This is a genomic window from Accumulibacter sp. (assembly GCF_029255145.1).
In the GTDB taxonomy this organism is placed as follows: Bacteria; Pseudomonadota; Gammaproteobacteria; order Burkholderiales; family Rhodocyclaceae; genus Accumulibacter.
The window spans coordinates 1-16,093 of record NZ_JAPUVQ010000008.1; the positions used below are offsets into that span (position 1 = coordinate 1).

General features: G+C 63.5%; 16 protein-coding genes. 14 read left to right on the top strand and 2 right to left on the bottom strand.

Annotation, left to right across the window (positions count from 1 at the left end; all coding sequences use genetic code 11):
* The first annotated feature begins 460 nt into the window (after nucleotides 1-460).
* The 4 genes from Q1L50_RS00645 (at nucleotide 461) to Q1L50_RS00660 (ending at nucleotide 3,355) form a co-directional block, all read left to right on the top strand.
* On the top strand, nucleotides 461-1,381 hold the full coding sequence (locus Q1L50_RS00645) for a DMT family transporter (protein ID WP_300335163.1): 921 nt from the start codon (nucleotides 461-463) through the stop codon (nucleotides 1,379-1,381).
* 379 nt (nucleotides 1,382-1,760) lie between these two features.
* Entirely contained in the window at nucleotides 1,761-2,345 is a 585-nt protein-coding gene (locus tag Q1L50_RS00650) for an SCO family protein (protein WP_300335165.1), read from the top strand.
* A gap of 18 nt (nucleotides 2,346-2,363) precedes the next feature.
* A complete protein-coding gene (locus tag Q1L50_RS00655; RefSeq protein WP_300335167.1) occupies nucleotides 2,364-2,783 on the top strand; it encodes a DUF1318 domain-containing protein in 420 nt (139 codons plus the stop codon).
* A gap of 131 nt (nucleotides 2,784-2,914) precedes the next feature.
* Complete coding sequence (locus Q1L50_RS00660; protein ID WP_300335186.1) at nucleotides 2,915-3,355, top strand: copper chaperone PCu(A)C; 441 nt, start codon at nucleotides 2,915-2,917, stop codon at nucleotides 3,353-3,355.
* A 37-nt stretch (nucleotides 3,356-3,392) separates the two neighbouring features.
* Here Q1L50_RS00660 and Q1L50_RS00665 read toward each other — a convergent pair whose 3' ends face one another.
* Both Q1L50_RS00665 and Q1L50_RS00670 read right to left on the bottom strand, forming a co-directional pair.
* A complete protein-coding gene (locus Q1L50_RS00665) occupies nucleotides 3,393-4,313 on the bottom strand; it encodes a COX15/CtaA family protein (RefSeq protein ID WP_300335168.1) in 921 nt (306 codons plus the stop codon).
* Nucleotides 4,310-5,359: a COX15/CtaA family protein gene (locus Q1L50_RS00670; RefSeq protein ID WP_300335170.1), complete on the bottom strand. Its 1,050-nt coding sequence runs from the start codon at nucleotides 5,357-5,359 to the stop codon at nucleotides 4,310-4,312. The genes Q1L50_RS00665 and Q1L50_RS00670 overlap by 4 nt, the downstream gene beginning before the upstream one ends.
* 293 nt (nucleotides 5,360-5,652) lie before the next feature.
* Between Q1L50_RS00670 and Q1L50_RS00675 the strand changes: the two genes are divergently transcribed.
* The 10 genes from Q1L50_RS00675 (at nucleotide 5,653) to Q1L50_RS00720 (ending at nucleotide 15,975) form a co-directional block, all read left to right on the top strand.
* On the top strand, nucleotides 5,653-5,802 hold the full coding sequence (locus Q1L50_RS00675) for a hypothetical protein (protein WP_291992658.1): 150 nt from the start codon (nucleotides 5,653-5,655) through the stop codon (nucleotides 5,800-5,802).
* Between the two features lie 30 nt (nucleotides 5,803-5,832).
* On the top strand, nucleotides 5,833-6,372 hold the full coding sequence (locus Q1L50_RS00680) for a cytochrome C oxidase subunit II (protein ID WP_300335171.1): 540 nt from the start codon (nucleotides 5,833-5,835) through the stop codon (nucleotides 6,370-6,372).
* 15 nt (nucleotides 6,373-6,387) lie between these two features.
* Nucleotides 6,388-8,082, top strand: a complete 1,695-nt coding sequence (locus tag Q1L50_RS00685; RefSeq protein ID WP_300335172.1) for a cbb3-type cytochrome c oxidase subunit I — start codon at nucleotides 6,388-6,390, stop codon at nucleotides 8,080-8,082.
* Nucleotides 8,083-8,226: 144 nt separating this feature from the next.
* Entirely contained in the window at nucleotides 8,227-9,123 is an 897-nt protein-coding gene (cyoE, locus tag Q1L50_RS00690) for a heme o synthase (protein WP_300335174.1), read from the top strand.
* Nucleotides 9,124-9,159: 36 nt separating this feature from the next.
* Entirely contained in the window at nucleotides 9,160-10,044 is an 885-nt protein-coding gene (locus tag Q1L50_RS00695; protein ID WP_300335176.1) for an SCO family protein, read from the top strand.
* 207 nt (nucleotides 10,045-10,251) lie between these two features.
* On the top strand, nucleotides 10,252-10,716 hold the full coding sequence (locus Q1L50_RS00700; protein ID WP_300335178.1) for a tRNA (cytidine(34)-2'-O)-methyltransferase: 465 nt from the start codon (nucleotides 10,252-10,254) through the stop codon (nucleotides 10,714-10,716).
* Nucleotides 10,717-10,853: 137 nt separating this feature from the next.
* Nucleotides 10,854-12,425, top strand: coding sequence for a hydrogenase iron-sulfur subunit (locus tag Q1L50_RS00705; protein WP_300335179.1), 1,572 nt, complete (start codon nucleotides 10,854-10,856; stop codon nucleotides 12,423-12,425).
* Complete coding sequence (locus Q1L50_RS00710; RefSeq protein ID WP_300335181.1) at nucleotides 12,418-12,915, top strand: hypothetical protein; 498 nt, start codon at nucleotides 12,418-12,420, stop codon at nucleotides 12,913-12,915. The genes Q1L50_RS00705 and Q1L50_RS00710 overlap by 8 nt, the downstream gene beginning before the upstream one ends.
* An 89-nt stretch (nucleotides 12,916-13,004) precedes the next feature.
* Nucleotides 13,005-14,924, top strand: coding sequence for a 2Fe-2S iron-sulfur cluster-binding protein (locus Q1L50_RS00715; protein WP_300335183.1), 1,920 nt, complete (start codon nucleotides 13,005-13,007; stop codon nucleotides 14,922-14,924).
* Between the two features lie 472 nt (nucleotides 14,925-15,396).
* Entirely contained in the window at nucleotides 15,397-15,975 is a 579-nt protein-coding gene (locus Q1L50_RS00720) for a hypothetical protein (protein WP_300335185.1), read from the top strand.
* The last annotated feature ends 118 nt before the right edge of the window (nucleotides 15,976-16,093 follow it).

Consider the following 16,093-nt stretch of genomic DNA (forward strand, 5'->3'; position numbering starts at 1 on the left):
CATCGCCCGATCCCTATGAAAATGGGAAAGGGCAAGCAAGGGGTATACCAGACAAAATCCGTCAACTATTTGCCAGGGCCCATCGGGCGGCCAAGTTATGCTGAGTGAGTTGTGTATAACGAGATGGGTCATGGCCCATCGCGTCCGGCGCGGTCAAGGGCAGATAGATTGCACTTGACCCTGCACTTCTTTGGCGCCGCTGACCGCCGGCGTATGCCCGCAGGCGTCGGCAGATTGCACGTCCCCACGGCACGCTTCCGAAATGTGCCTGACGCGCGTCGAAACTGGTCGACTCGGCGCTGAGCACAGACGGTGCTTGCCAGATCGTGCACCGCTACGCCGGAACGAAGGAAGAGCTTCGCCGCCGCATCGCCGTGAAATGACTTCAAGCGACAGCAAATGTTGCACAATGGCTGCCTTTTCTCCCACCGCATCGCCCTTGGCGGCAGGAAGCACTGAAATGTCGCACCGTCGAGCGCTCGCCCTGATGGTCTTGATCACGCTGCTGTGGAGCATGGCCGGGGTGGTCTCCCGCCATCTGGAGCAGGCCGGCAGCTTCGAGGTCACTTTCTGGCGCAGCCTGTTCAACGCCGTGACGCTGAGCATCGCCCTGACGCTGATCCGTGGCCCGCGCCTCTGGCGCGCGCTCCTGCACGCGCCATGGCCGGTGTGGTTCTCGGCTGTCTGCTGGTCGGTGATGTTTACCGCCTTCATGGTCGCCATTACCCTGACCACGGTCGCCAACGTGCTGGTGACGATGGCCGTCGGGCCATTGATCACCGCCTTGTTCGCGCGCATTTTCCTGCGCCACCGGCTGCCGATCAGGACCTGGCTGGCAATCGCGGCCGCCGGTCTTGGAATTGCCTGGATGTTCGGACAGGAGGCTCGAAGCGGGTTATCGCTGACCGGCACACTGGTTGCGCTGGCGGTCCCGCTGGCCGCGGCGCTCAACTTCACGATGCTGCAGCACGTTGGCCATGGCCCGGCCGACCCGGCCAAAGCCGCCCGTCAGGATATGTTGCCGGCGGTGCTAATCGGCGCCGTCCTGTCAGCGCTGTATACCTTGCCGTTCGCACTCCCCTTCCAGGCATCGACGCACGACCTGGTCCTGCTTGCAATGCTCGGCAGCGTTCAGCTGGCGCTACCGTGTCTGCTGCTGGTGCGCGTCTCGCGCGAACTGCCGGCGCCGGAAATCGCCCTGCTTGGCCTGCTCGAAGTCGTTTTCGGCGTCAGCTGGGCGTGGCTGGGCGCCGGCGAAACTCCCGGGGCAAGTACGCTGACCGGCGGCGCCCTGGTCCTCGGCGCGCTGGTCGCCAACGAGGCGCTGGCCCTGCTGGGCCGGCACGGAAAGCGTCTCCCGGGCGCGGCAAGCTCAGGCTGATCCCCGCCCCAAGGCGGGCGCCGCAGGAATCCGCCTGGCTGCTCGACAGGCGTCAGACCTGCATCGCTGATGCTGACCACTGGACGGTAGCGAGAGACGACCCGCGCGTCGTCGAGAAATATCCGTGGTCCGTGGCCGCGGAATGGCGGACAATGATTGACTTGTGTCAAGGCGGCAAGCCGGCACCTGCACCGACAATGCCCGGTGCGGTGCCACAAGCCGACCGCGGCCGACGACGAGCAGCCGCGACCTGCAAGACGCCGCTGACCGGCACACGCCTATCGCAGATCATCGATGAATTGAAAGAGAATGCCAGCTCGCGTCCCCCGCTTCCCTACTCCAGGCCGGAAGCAGGCTTTCGCGGCGGGCAATTGACGACATGAAAATACTCTCGACCCTGATCCTTGGCCTCACCCTGCTGCTTGCCGCCTGTTCGCCTGCCCCGCCGGCTTTCACGTCGACCGACATTTCCGCAGTCGACTGGGGCAAGGACTTCGCTTTGACCGACCACCATGGGCAGTTGCGTCATCTGGCCGATTTCAAGGGCAAGGCGGTCATCGTGTTCTTCGGTTATACCCAGTGTCCCGACGTCTGTCCGACCACGCTGTCTTCGATGCGCGAGGTGCTGTCTCGTCTCGGCGACCAGGCGAGCCGGGTGCAGGTGCTGTTCGTGACGCTCGATCCGGAGCGTGACACCGCGCAGCTGCTTTCCGAGTACGTCACCGCTTTCGACCCCAGCTTCCTCGGTCTGCGCGGCGACGAGGCAGCAACCAGGGCAGTGGCCAAGGACTTCAAGGTGTTCTACGCGAAACAGGCCGGCCGCACACCCGACAGCTACACCCTGGACCACACCACCGGCAGCTACGTCTTCGACCCGCAGGGGCGGATCAGGCTGCTGGTCCGCCACGGCGAGCTACCGGCAAGCGTGGCGGCCGACGTGAAACGCCTGCTCGCCGGCGAATGACTGTTCAGGACACATCACATGCGACGTCTATTGCTGCTGCTCTTCCTTTCCCTGCCGGTCCTTGCCGCAGCACCCGGCGACGAGATCAATCTCGATATCGGCACGCCACCGGTGATCATCGTCAAGCACTCGCTGGCGCAGCGGACCTCGCGACTGGTCCGGTTCTACGAAGTCGGCATCATCGGACTCGGTAACGACGGCATGATCAAGATGCGTGATGGCAGCCGGCTCAACCTGGCACAACGGCAGATCGCCGAGAAACTGATCGACCAGGAAAACCCGGATCGCAACTCGCTGATCTACGCCATCGCCGAAGCCCACGGCGGCCAGAGCGCCGAGCCGGCCACCCGCCAGGCCCAGATCAAGCGCTGGAAGGCGCAGTTTCATTCCGGCTGGTGGATCGAGGATGGCCAAGGCATCTGGATCCAGAAGCCCTGAGGGTGCTCCTGCTGTTCGACAGGCCAACTGCGGCATCTTGTCGCACACGGCTGCAACAGCCCGCCGTTTATAATCTGGCCCTCTGAACAACCGAGGAGTGCAGCTTGAAGGCAACGCGAACCCAACTGGCGATGGCCATTCTGCTCGGCGTCTCTGCGACGGCCGCCTTGGCCGCTGATGTCGAGGTCAAGGATGCGTGGGTACGGGGAACGGTGACCGGCCAGAAGGCTACCGGCGCCTTCCTCGAAATCACCAGCAAATCCGGCGCAACACTCGTCGGCGCTGCCAGCCCGGTCGCCGGCGTCAGCGAGATCCACGAAATGAAGATGGACGGCGGGATCATGAAGATGCGCGCTGTCGAACGGCTGGAACTGCCTGCCGGCAAGCCGGTGCAGCTGGCACCAGGGGGCTACCACGTGATGCTGCTGAACCTCAAGCAGCCGCTCAAGAGGGGCGATTCGGTAGCCCTGACGCTGCAGGTCGAGACTCCGGGCAAGAAGGTCGAAGCTGTCCAGATCAAGGCCGAAGTGCGCGACCTGGCCGCGACACCGGCAGGCGAGCACCAGCACTGAGCGCCGACGGCGCCCCCGCGGCGCTGCCCACTGGTGCTCAGCGTCGGTGAAGCGTGCTCATAGTCGCCAGCAGCGCCGCTGCGCAGACGCCGTGGGCGACCGCCAGCCACAGAGTGAAGCCACTGCGCACCGTCAGGCCTCCCAGCGCGACTGCGGCCGCCAATAGCAGCAGCAGGGTCACCGCCGACTTGCGCGTCGCCTCGTCGGCGAGCGCCTGCAGCGCGGCGATGCCCAGCAGCAGAAACGACCCAAGCGCACCCCAGCGGTGCAGCAGATGCAGGGTGACCCCGCCGGCGTCGCCGGCAGGCCGCACATCAGCCAGCGTCGCGAATGGCTGCAGCGCGGCCCAGCCAGCCGCAGCCGGCCACCATTGGCCGCCACAGTCGGGAAGCGTAGGACAAGCCAGCGCTGCAGCACCGGCGCCGATCAGTGCGCCGACGACCACTGTCAGCGATAGCGTCGCCGCGCCGAGACGCAGCGCCAAGGTCGGCGCCCGTTCGAACTGATAGTCCGGCCCACTGGCCAGCACCACTCGCCATGAACAGCTCACCAGACCCAGGCCACCGATGATGTTCATGAAGCCCACCAGCACCAGCCGCGGGTCTGAACTCCAGAAACCGAGCGTTGCCAGCGCCAGTACCAGCAAGGCCAGCAGCGTCGCCGGACGCACGGCCGGCCGGATCGACGGACGACGCAGACACAACCAGAGCAGGTAAAAGACCAGCAGAAAGAAGACCGAAGCGGCGCCGCGATGCAGCAGCCGCGGCAACCCGAACGCTTGCGCTGGCGGTTCGCCACGGAGCAGTTGTCCGTAGCACGCGGGCCAATCGGCGCAACCGAGTCCGGCGCCATCGAGACGAAGATAGGCGCTGAGCAAAACCACCAGCAGCGCCAGCGCGGTCAGCAGCAGCGCCATCCTGCGAACCTGCCGCAGCCGCAGACCGGGGCTGGCGATCAAGTGGCCAGGCCCGCCACCCGCGCCACCCGCAGCTCGTGATTCAGCCACAGCAGCAGACCGAGAACGATCATCGCGCCGCCCTGATGCGCGGCACCCAGCCCGACCGGAACCGCCAGCAGCAGGGTTGAAATCCCGAGCACGATCTGCGCGTACAACGCCACCACCACCCATGTCGCGGCCAGACGCGCTGTCGGGGAAACAGCTGCCGCCCGGATCTTCCACCAGAACCAGGGCAGCAGGATGGCGAGCAGCCATGCTCCCAGCCGATGGTCGAACTGGACCAGCGCCATGTTGTTGAAGAAGTTGAGGTACCACGGGTCGATGACGAAGCTTTCCGGCGGCAGGATGTGGCCGTTCATCAGCGGGAAGCTGTTGTAGGCCTTGCCGGCCCGAATGCCGGCGACGAAACCACCACTGACGACCATGTAGGCGACCAGGATCACCAGCCAGAAGCCGATGCGCTGCAATCGCTTCAGCGCCGCATCGGTGCTCGGCCGCGCACGCTCGGCGAGCAACCCGAGTGCCAGCCAGAACATCGCCATGAAGATCAGGAAGGCCAGCGACAGATGCGCAGTCAGCCGATAGTGGCTGACCCGCGGGTCGTCGACCAGCCCGCTCTTGACCATGTACCAGCCCATTGCCCCCTGCATCCCGCCGAGCACGAAAATCCCCAGCAGCTGCGGCAGCAGCGGCCGGTCGATTTTGCGCCGCACCCAGAAATAGAGGAATGGCAGCAGGAAGACGACGCCGATCAGCCGTCCCAGAACGCGGTGCCAGTACTCCCAGAAGAAGATCCCCTTGAACTCGTCGAGCGACATCTGATGGTTAACCTTCAGATATTCCGGGGTCTTCTTGTACTTGTCGAAGGTCGCATCCCACTCGGCCTGATCGAGCGGCGGCACGACACCGATGATCGGCTGCCACTCGACGATCGACAGACCGGAATGCGTCAGACGGGTAACCCCGCCGACCACCAGAATGGCAAAAACCATGGCGCTGCAAGTGAGCAGCCAGAGCGCGATTTGCCGACGAGCGACTTTGTCCATTCCAGGAACCCGGCCAGAAGAGAAAGGGCGAAGCGCGAATTATAGGCGCAATGAGACGCTCCTTGAGCGCGGCGGGGGCTGCGACGATCGGCCGCATCAATGGCGCCACAATGCCCGTGATTGCTGGCTTTTCCGACCATCACCGTCTTTCCCCGTTCTTGACGTGAATCAAATCAAAGGCGAGGCAACTGCGCGTATCCTTCCGGCAATTGTGCCCCGAAAGCCCAAGAAATTCGCCGTGATCGGCAAATGCCAAGCGCCACGAGCGCCAATCAGTGATGGAGGATTCACCAATGGTCGACGAGAAAGATGACGACATCCCGTTCATGCAGAAGCTGCTGGACAACCACTTCCTGCTGCTTTTTCTCGGAGTGGCCTCGCCCGGGTTGCTCTACATCCTGTGGGGCATCATCGACATCATGAACACGCCGGTCGCCAAGTAAGCCAGTCAGTCATATCAGGGAGAGAGAAATATGAGTGCAATTCTGCCGCCGTCAGATCGGCTCTGGTGGAAGCAACCCATCGACAAGGTCGAATGGGCGTGGATCGCGATCGCCTTCGTCTGGGGGATGATCATGTTCGGGATGATGATCTACTGGCACATCTACGGGAAGCAGAACCTGTCCAACGAGGCGTACAAGACCACCCCCGAACTGTTCGCCGCCAAGGCCGAGAAGTTCATCGCCGAGAACACCATCCGCACCGAAACCGAGCAGGACATCCCGGTGGTCAAGGTTCCGGCCGGTGGCGACGGCTACCTGATCGCCCGCCTGTGGGCCTGGTATCCGATCCTCGAACTGGAGGAGGGTCAGACCTACAAGATCCACCTGTCGTCGATGGACTACAACCACGGCTTCTCGCTGCAGCCGGTGAACATCAATATCCAGGTGATCCCTGGCTATGAGCATGTCGTCAAGATGACGCCGACCAAGAAGGGCACCTACGCCATCGTCTGCAACGAATACTGCGGCATCGGCCACCACTCGATGCTCGGCCGTATTTACGTGAAATAAGGGGGAAAAAGAGAGATGGCAACTACCTACCGTACCTGTCCCATATCAGGAATGCAGTTTGAGGACCAGGCCGAGAAACTGATGCGCTGGAACGCCGTCGCCGGCGTCCTCTGGCTGCTGGTCGGCGGCATCACCGCCCTGCTGGTCATCCTCACCCGCTGGCCGGCGATCAAGCTGCTGCCGGCTGACCAGTTCTACCTGATCCTCACGGCGCACGGCATCGACATGCTGATCCTGTGGATCCTGTTCTTCGAAATGGCCGTTCTCTACTTCGCCTCATCGACTCTGCTGCGCTGCCGGCTGGCCGCACCGAAGATCGCCTGGCTTGGTTTCTGGCTGATGGTCGTTGGCGGCATCATGACCAACATCGCCATTTTCCAGGGCGAATCGAGCGTCATGTTCACCTCCTACGTGCCGATGCAGGCTGCCCCCCACTTCTATCTGGGAATCATCCTGGTCGCCGTCGGCGCCCTGCTCGGCACCTGCGTCTTCTTCGGCACGCTGGTCGTTGCGAAGAAGGACAAGACCTACCAGGGCTCGCTGCCACTGGTGACCTTCGGTGCGCTGACCGCGGCGATCATCGCCACCTTCACCATACTTTCCGGTGCCGGCATCCTGATCCCGACCTTCCTCTGGTCGGTCGGAATACTCAAGGAAATCGACGCGCAACTATACCGCATGGTGTGGTGGGGCCTGGGACACTCGTCGCAGCAGATCAACGTTGCCGCGCACGTTTCCATCTGGTACCTGACCGCGGCCGTGCTGTTCAACGCCAAACCGCTGTCCGAGAAAGTGTCGCGCTTCGCCTTCCTGCTCTACATCCTTTTCCTGCAACTGGCCAGCGCGCACCACCTGCTGTCCGACCCGGGAATGAGTGCCGAGTGGAAAGTGCTCAACACCTCGTACTTCATGTACTTCGCGGTCATGGCGTCGATGATCCACGGGTTCACGGTCCCTGGTGCGATCGAGGCTGCACAACGGCGCAGGGGTTTTACCAACGGCCTGTTCGAGTGGCTGCGCAAGGCGCCCTGGGGCAACCCGGTGTTCTCCGGCATGTTCATTTCGCTGGTCAGCTTCGGCTTCCTGGGCGGCATCTCCGGTGTCGTCCTCGGTACCGAGCAGATCAACATGCTGATGCACAACACCTTCTACGTCCCTGGCCACTTCCATACCACGGTCGTCACCGGCACCACCCTGGCCTTCATGTCGATCACCTTCCTGCTGGTTCCGGTGCTCTTCCGGCGCGAACTGATCCTGCCGAAACTGTGCCAGATTCAGCCCTACCTGTTCGGCATCAGCATGTCCATCCTCGGGCTGGTGATGATGGGCGCCGGCACGCTGGGCGTCTCCCGCCGGCACTGGGACATGGCCTTCTCCGGCGCACCTTTCCAGTATGAATGGCCGGGTGCCGCCTACCTGATGATGGGCCTGACCGGGATCTTCGGGGTGATCGCCGTCATCGGCGGCGGCCTGTGGATCCTGCTGATCGTCGGCTCGCTGTTGTTCGGCAAGAAACTCGACGGCGGCAAGGTCTCCGACAAGCCGACCCCGATCCCGGGCAACACGCAAGCGGCCTCGGCCGTCGCGCATGGCAGCGACCACCAGCCGGTTCCCGGCACCGTCGTCCTGGCCTTGTTGCTGTTCGTGTCCTTCGTGCTCTACTACTTCGTCAACTGGAAGTACCTGTCCGAAGTCTGGTTGCTCAGCTGATTGAGCTCGCCCCCACGCCGCCGGCGTGGGGGCCTGCTTCAATCGGGCCTGGCTGACAGGCCCGATTGAAGCAGGTCCGACCCCTCCCAGGGTCCTGTCGTGCCTACTCCTGTCCCAATTGATCGCCGCCCCACACCGACGCCCATGCCCTCGACTCAGCCAACGAACAGCACTTCCGGCTTCCCTTTCCGTGCCATTCTGGGCGTCTTCAAGCTGCGTATCGGCGTCGTCATCACGTTCACCGCCCTCGCCGGACTCGCCGTCGGTCCGGGACCCAGCCTGAGCCCGCTGCAACTGCTGGTGCTGACGCTTTCGGTGCTGGTCTCGTCGGCGAGCGCCGGCGCCTTCAACCAGTATTACGAACACGACAGTGACCACCTGATGGCGCGAACCAGCAAGCGCCCCTTCGTCACCGGCGAACTGCGGCACGGGCCGATCTGGTTGCTGGTGATTGGCGCCTTGATGACGCTATCGGTTGGTGCCGCCTGGATCGCCCTCAATGCCTGGTCTGCGCTGTTTGTTTTCCTGGGCGCATTCTTCTACGCCATCGTCTATACCGTGTGGCTCAAGCGCCGTACCTGGCTGAATATTGTCTTTGGCGGGCTGGCCGGTAGCTGGGCGGTCCTCGCTGGCGCCACCGCCGCCGACCCGCAACTCGGCGCCGTCCCGCTGGCGCTGGCGCTGGTCCTCTTTCTGTGGACGCCGCCCCACTTCTGGAGCCTGGCGATCGCTTTCCGCGACGACTACGCAGCGGCCGGCGTGCCGATGCTGCCGGTCGTCGTCGGTGACCAGCGCGCCGCCCGGACCATTTTCCTCAGTACCCTGGCGCTGGTTGCCGCGTCCCTCATTCCCCTGGCCTTTGGGCTCGGCATGATCTACTTCGCCGGCGCGGCCATCGGTGGCTTTCTGTTCATCCAGAAAGCGTGGCTATTGACTCGTGACACCAATCGCAAATCGGCGATGGTCTGCTTCCATGCCTCGCTGATACAGTTGACACTGGTGCTTGTGGCGGCCATCGTGGACAGTCAGTTCGTATCCTGACGTTCCGCTGCCCTGATCCACAACTGGCACCTGCCGATGATTGGTCCTTATTGTCGCGCCCTGGTGGCGTCGATTCTGTTGCTCGCTGCAGCCCCCTTGCTCGCCGACCAGGCGGCGGCCGACCAACCCAAGCTCACGGCTCGCCCGCAGGGGCTGCTCAGCGGCGGCCTGACGCTGACCGCGCTCGACGAAAAGGACGCGTTTGCCTTCTCGCAAGCCGCGATCGGCAGAACACTGGGCGACTTCGTCCTGCTCGACCGAGAAGGGCAACCGGTCGAACTGTCGCGTTATCGTGGCAAGCCGCTGCTGGTCAACTTCATGTACACCGCCTGCTTCCAGGTCTGCCCGACGACCACCCGCAACCTGCAGAAGGCACTGCAGAGCACGGTCGGCGTGATGGGCGCCGACCGCTTCAACGTGATCAGCATCGGCTTCAACCAGCCCTTTGACTCGCCAGCGGCGCTGAAGGACTTCTCCCGGCAGTACGGCATCGACCTCCCCAACTGGAATTTCCTCAGCCCGGCACCGGCGATCGTCGACCAGCTCACGGCTCATTTCGGCTTCCGCTTCGTCGCCACCGCAGCCGGGTTCGACCACCTCAACCAGGTGACGATGGTCAACGCCGAAGGCAAGATCGTCCGCCAGGTCTATGGCGAAAAATTCACCGCCGAAGACCTCGCCGAGCCGCTAAAGCTGCTGATCACCGGGTCGGCCATTCCGTCCGAGATGGGCACGCTGCGGGAGATCATGGCACGTGTGCGAATCATCTGCTCGGTCTACGACCCGCAGACCGGGCGCTATCGCACCGACTACTCGCTGTACTTCATGTTCGCCGGCTTCCTGACCTTCGCCGGCTTCATGATCTACCTGTCGATCAACTTCTGGAGAAATCGGCGCCGCGACGCGCCCAAGGCACCCTGATCGGCGAGCGGCCGCCCGCCGGCCAGAGCCAGTCCCGCTTCACTTCCTTCGCGACGACCAACAGGCTGCCACGCCGTCACGGCGGGGCGCGCAGCGACGCAGCCGTCCACCTGCCTCTTCCGAACAAGCGCAGCCCTCGGCTCGTGACTGGTGAATGGCGACCACGACTTTCACCGTACGCAAGAAAACCGTTCTCCGGAGCACTCATTGACCGCAGTCGTCCTCTTCCGACCCGAAATCCCGCCGAACACCGGCAACGTCATCCGTCTGTGCGCCAACACCGGCTGTCAACTGCACCTCGTCGAGCCGCTCGGCTTTCGCTGGGAAGACGCCTCGCTGAAGCGTGCCGGCCTCGATTATCACGAGTTCGTGCGCGTCCTCCGGCACCGCGACTGGGACGCCTGCAAGCAAGCCCTGGACGGGCGGCGGCGTTTCGCGATGACGACGCGCGGGGGACGGCGCTTCGACGATCCAGCTCTTGCCAGCGACGACGTTTTCGTCTTTGGCCAGGAAACCAGTGGGCTGCCGCCCGAGGTGATGGCCGAGTTTGCCGACGAGCAGCGTCTGCGCCTCCCCATGCTGCCCGGGCAACGCAGCCTGAACCTCTCGAATGCGGTCGCGGTGATGGTCTTCGAGGCCTGGCGGCAACAGGGTTTTGCCGAAGGCGTCTAGGGCGCGAACGGCGGCCCGGCTTCCCGACCCGTGGCCTGTTTCGGATTTGACTCGTGTCAAGTCGCCTGCGGCCTGCCGGGAATATAATCAACGGCTAATAATTATCATCATCATCACCGCTTCAGAGGCCCCGCCACGTGAACTTCCACGCAGCATTGCGCAACGGCACCAAGAGCGTTTTCCTGCGCGTTGAAGAGGCGTTCGATGCACCCTTCGGCGGCCAGGACAACCCGCTGCGCCACCTCGGCGCGATGGGCCTTTACCTGCTCTGGATCGTCGTCGGCAGCGGCCTCTACTTGTACACCGTCCTCGACGCCGGCATCGACGCCGTGTACGACTCGATCGGTATGCTCTCGCACGAGCAGTGGTATCTCGGCGGCGTCCTGCGCAGCCTGCATCGCTACGCCTCCGACGCCTTCATGCTGGCGATGATGCTGCACCTCGTTCGCGAATGGTCCTACGGCCGTTACTACGGCTTCCGCCTCTATTCATGGATGACCGGCGTGCCGCTGATCTGGCTGGCCTATATCGCCGGAATCGGCGGCTACTGGATCGTCTGGGACCAACTCGCGCAGGTCTCGGCCACCGCGACCACGGAACTGCTCGACTGGCTACCGATCTTCAGCGAGCCGTCAGCGCGCAACTTCATGTCTCCGGACGCGATCAGCGACCGCTTCTTCACCGTCCTGATCTTCATCCATCTCGGCGTCCCGCTGTTGCTGATCCTCGGCCTGTGGGCACACGTTCATCGCATCGGCCACGTCGATTACCTGCCAACGCGGCGCGTGATGCTCGCCACCGCAGCCACCTTGACGCTACTCGCGCTGTTCAGACCAGCACTCAGCAACCCACCCGCCAATCTGGCGACCGTTCCCGGCGACCTGGCGTTCGACTGGTTCATCCTGTTCATTCACCCGCTGACCGACCTCACTTCGCCGGCGGTCGTCTGGTCGCTGCTCTTCGCGCTGACCGCGCTGCTCTTCGCGCTGCCGTTGCTGCCACACGCCAGTGCGCAGCCAGTCGCCGTTGTCGACCCCGCCAACTGTACCGGCTGCGACCGTTGCCACGCCGACTGTCCCTACGCCGCGATCTCGATGGCGCCGCACCCGGGCCGACCCGGCTTCAAGCTCGCCGTCGTCGATCCCGACCTCTGCGCCAGCTGCGGCATCTGCGCCGGCTCGTGCCCGTCGTCAACGCCCTTCCGCCGCCGCGAGACGCTGATCACCGGCATCGACATGCCGCAACTGCCGGTCGACACGCTGCGCCAGCAACTCGAGCAGGCGCTGGCGCGACTCGCCGGCGGTACGCGCATCGTCGTTTTTTCCTGCGCGCGCGGTGCCGACGCCAGGGGCCTGGCCGCCGCCGACACCGCGGTGATCGACCTGATCTGCACCGGCATGCTGCCACCGTCCTTCGTCGAGTATGCGCTGCGCGGCGGTGCGGACGGGGTGGTGGTGACTGCCTGCCGCGACGGCGGCTGCGACTTCCGCCTTGGCGAGCGCTGGACCAGCGAGCGCCTGCTCGGTGAGCGCGAACCACACCTGCGCCACAGCGTGCCGCCATCGCGACTGCAACCGCTGCTCTGCTCGGCACACGACCATAGTGCACTGGCCACTGCGGTGGCCGAATTCAGAAACCGGATCGAAACCCTCGGGGTTGCGAACGATCGACTTCCATCCTACCTGCGGAGAGCTCCAAATCATGCTTAAACCCGCCGCCATCGTCGGCCAGGTGATTCTCTACGGCGCCTTTGCCGCTTTCATCGGCTACTTCGCCACCTCGCCGACGTACCATCAGATAGCCGACGACGTTGCGCTGATCAAGCTTTCGATCAGCCACCTCGGCGACCGCGAATGTCGCCAGCGAACACCCGAAGAGCTGGCCAAAATGCCGCCGAACATGCGCGCCCCGAAGGACTGTCCGCGCGAGCGCTCGGACATCAAGCTGGAAGTCGACCTCGACGGCGAACCGCTGGTGCGCACCGTAATGCACCCCACCGGCCTCTACAAGGACGGCGTGTCGACGGTCTACAGGCGCTTCGAGGTCAAGGCCGGCAGTCACCAGTTGACCGTTCGCATGGACGACAATCTGGTCAAGCCCGGTTTCGACTACGTCAAGAGCGAGCAGATCACCCTCGCCCCGCGCCAGGTGATGGTCATCGATTTCAACCCCGACCGCGGCGGGCTGTTCTTCAAATGACCGCCGCCGGCAGTCTGCGCCCGCGCCGCCGCGGCAAGGCTGCTCCAGCCGGTACGCACGCCTCACTAATCTCCTGAGCTGACATCAAAATGGTCAAATTCATCCAACAAGCGATCCGCTGGCTGTTCATGCGCATCGAGAACGTTTTCAACGTCGCTTTCGGCGACAAGATGAACCCCTTCTACCACCTCGGCACGATCAGTTTCTGGCAATTCTGGCTGCTGCTGGGCTCGGGTCTCTACCTATACATCTTCGCCGATACCGGCGTCCACGACGCATTCGAGTCGGTCGAGAGCATCACCCACGACCAGTGGTGGCTGGGCGGCATCCTGCGCAGCATCCACCGTTACGCCACCGACGGCATGATCCTGACGATGCTGCTGCACATGCTGCGGCACTTCGCCTACGACCGCTATCGCGGCTTCCGCTCGTTCTCGTGGCTGACCGGCGTCGCCCTGCTGTGGCTGATCTACGTCGCCGGCGTCAATGGCTTCATGCTCGTCTGGGACAAGCTCGCGCAGTTCGTGGTCATCGCCACCGCCGAGTGGTTCGACGTCCTGCCAATGTTCAACGGCACGCTGATCCGCAATTTCCTGACCCTCGAAAGCGTCAACAGCCGCCTGTTTACCCTGCTCGCCTTCCTGCACATCGGCGTCCCGCTGATCATCGGCTTCGTGATGTGGGTGCACGTGCAGCGCATCCCGCGCGCGCACATCAATCCGCCGCGCCCGATCGCCATCGCCGTGACGCTGATGTTCATCGCGCTCTCGCTGGTCAAGCCGATTCTCAGCCAGGGCGGTGAAGCCGACATGTCGGTGGTGCCCACCGGCATCGCCTTCGACTGGTTCGAATTGCCGGTGCTGGCGCTGGTCTACGTCACCAACCCGCTGCATCTCTGGTTCTGGGTACTCGGCCTCACCGCCCTGCTGTTCCTGGTCCCCTGGCTACCGCCGAAACGGCTCGGGTCAGCCAAGGCACTGACCTCGATCACTTTCCAGCCCGATCACAAATCGGTCATCGCACGCTTTGGCGAAACCCTGCTCGACGCCGGCCTGCGCCAGGACATCAACCTGCCATACGAGTGCCGCAACGGTGGCTGCGGCGTCTGCAAGTGCACCGTCCTGCAGGGCAAGGTCGACCCCGGCCTCTATCAGCCAAGCGCGCTCTCCGATGCCGAACTGGCGCAGGGCAAGGTGCTGTCGTGCTGCGCAACAGCACTCGAGGACGTGGTCATCGAATACCAGGCCAGCGCCGTCAACAGCGGCATCCAGGAATACAACGCCCGCGTCGTCAAGATGGAGAAGCTCACGCACGACGTGATGCGTGTTCTGCTCAAGCTGCCGGAAGGGCAGCAGATCAAGTTCAAGGCCGGCCAGTACGTCAACATCATCCTCGACGACGGCCAGCGGCGCGCGTTCTCGTTCGCCAACCCGCCGCACGAACCCGAGTTCGTCGAACTGCAGATCCGGCTGATGACCGGTGGCAAGTTCACGACGCACGTCTTCGAAGCGATGAAGGAAGGCGACGACATCCGCTTCGAAGGCCCGATCGGCGACTTCAGCCTGCGCGAATCCGAGCGTCCGATCGTCTTCGTCGCCGGCGCCACCGGCTTCGCGCCGGTCAAGAGCATGGTCGAGGACGCCTTCCAGCGCGGCCTCAAGCGGCAGATCCATCTCTACTGGGGAGTAAGAAGACTGCAGGACCTCTACCTGCCCGAGTTGCCTACCCGCTGGGCGCAGGAGCACGACAACTTCCACTTTATCCCGGTGCTCTCCGAACCGGAGCCGGAAGACGGCTGGAGCGGCCGCACCGGTCTCGTCCACGAAGCCATCCTCGAAGACTTTCCCGAACTCAAGGAGCACGAAATCTACGCCTGCGGCTCGGTACGCATGGTCGAAGCGATCTTTCCCTTCCTCAAGCAGCACGGCGCCGAAGACGGTGCCTGCTTCTCGGACGCCTTCAGCGTCTCGGCGAGGTCGATGGCGTTTCAGCCGCGGCAGGGTTCGTAGGACGTAGGGCGGAGGGCGCGGCGGGTGTCGTCGATACTCTTTTCCCGGTCAGGCACCAGGCATTGCCGAAATGAATGCCGTCGCCGATTTGCCAAGGCCAAAAAACCACATCAGCCCGCCTTCGTCTTGCGGTGCCGATGATCAGCATCAGCGATCTTCAGGCTGCCGCCAAAGGGCTAGGGAGGCCCTTCGGCATCATCGAGGCTGACCTCATAACGAAGCACCGGGGGTCACACCCATTAGCCGGCCCCTGTCAATAGGTGAAAAACAAAGCATCTCGTGATGCAGCGGCAACAAAGCGACGAATCGAAGCGTATCGGTTGACGCTTGACACGAAGGGGGGGCTGGCCATGGTGCAGGCCCGTACCGCTGCTGCCAGCACCATGGAATCGCCCCGATCGCGTCGACATGGTGGTTAACCTGGTCAGGGATTTCGGCCACAAGGCGGGCAACTCCCCTCCGCAAGTCGGCTGTGAACAAAGGCTGGCGGAGTTTTCGAATCACCGCAGGGATGCCCATGGCGAACTCAGGTTCCAGAATGCCCACGGTGCTGTCTCGGCGACAGCAGGTGGAAATCCGCTTTGTCGAACTGATGAGCGAGTTCTTTCATCTCGACGAGGCCGAGGCGCTCGATTTTGGTCTTTATCGTGTCATTCGGCGACACAATCGGGAAGTCAGGGCCTTGCTCGGCGAGATCGTCGTCGACCATCAAGCCAGAGAATTGCGGGGCGGACGGCTGGGCGAGCTGCTCGATGCCGCCTTCGCGGCCATGCGGCACGAGGGCTTGGCCGAAGACCGATTCCGGGTGAAGGCGATAGAGGAACTACTCGGCTTGAAGCCGGGCATGACGCATGAGCAGCGTGACGAGGTGCTCGACCACGCCGAGCGAATGCCCGCAACCAAAGATCTCGTCAGCGAGTATCGCAGCCGTAGCGAAGCCTTGGGGCAGCAGCAGACGGAGCAGCAGGATCGGGCGGAGGTACTGAATCGCCTCTACCAGTTCTTCTCGCGGCACTACCAGGACGGCGATTTTATCGTCGAGCGGCGCTAGAGTGTGTTGACATTCAAGCGACGCCGGAATGCTCAGCGCCCCCCTCGGTCCATCGAACGAGCGCGGCATCGAGGCCAAGGGTGACCGCTATCAGTCGATTGCCTACGAACTTTCGCGC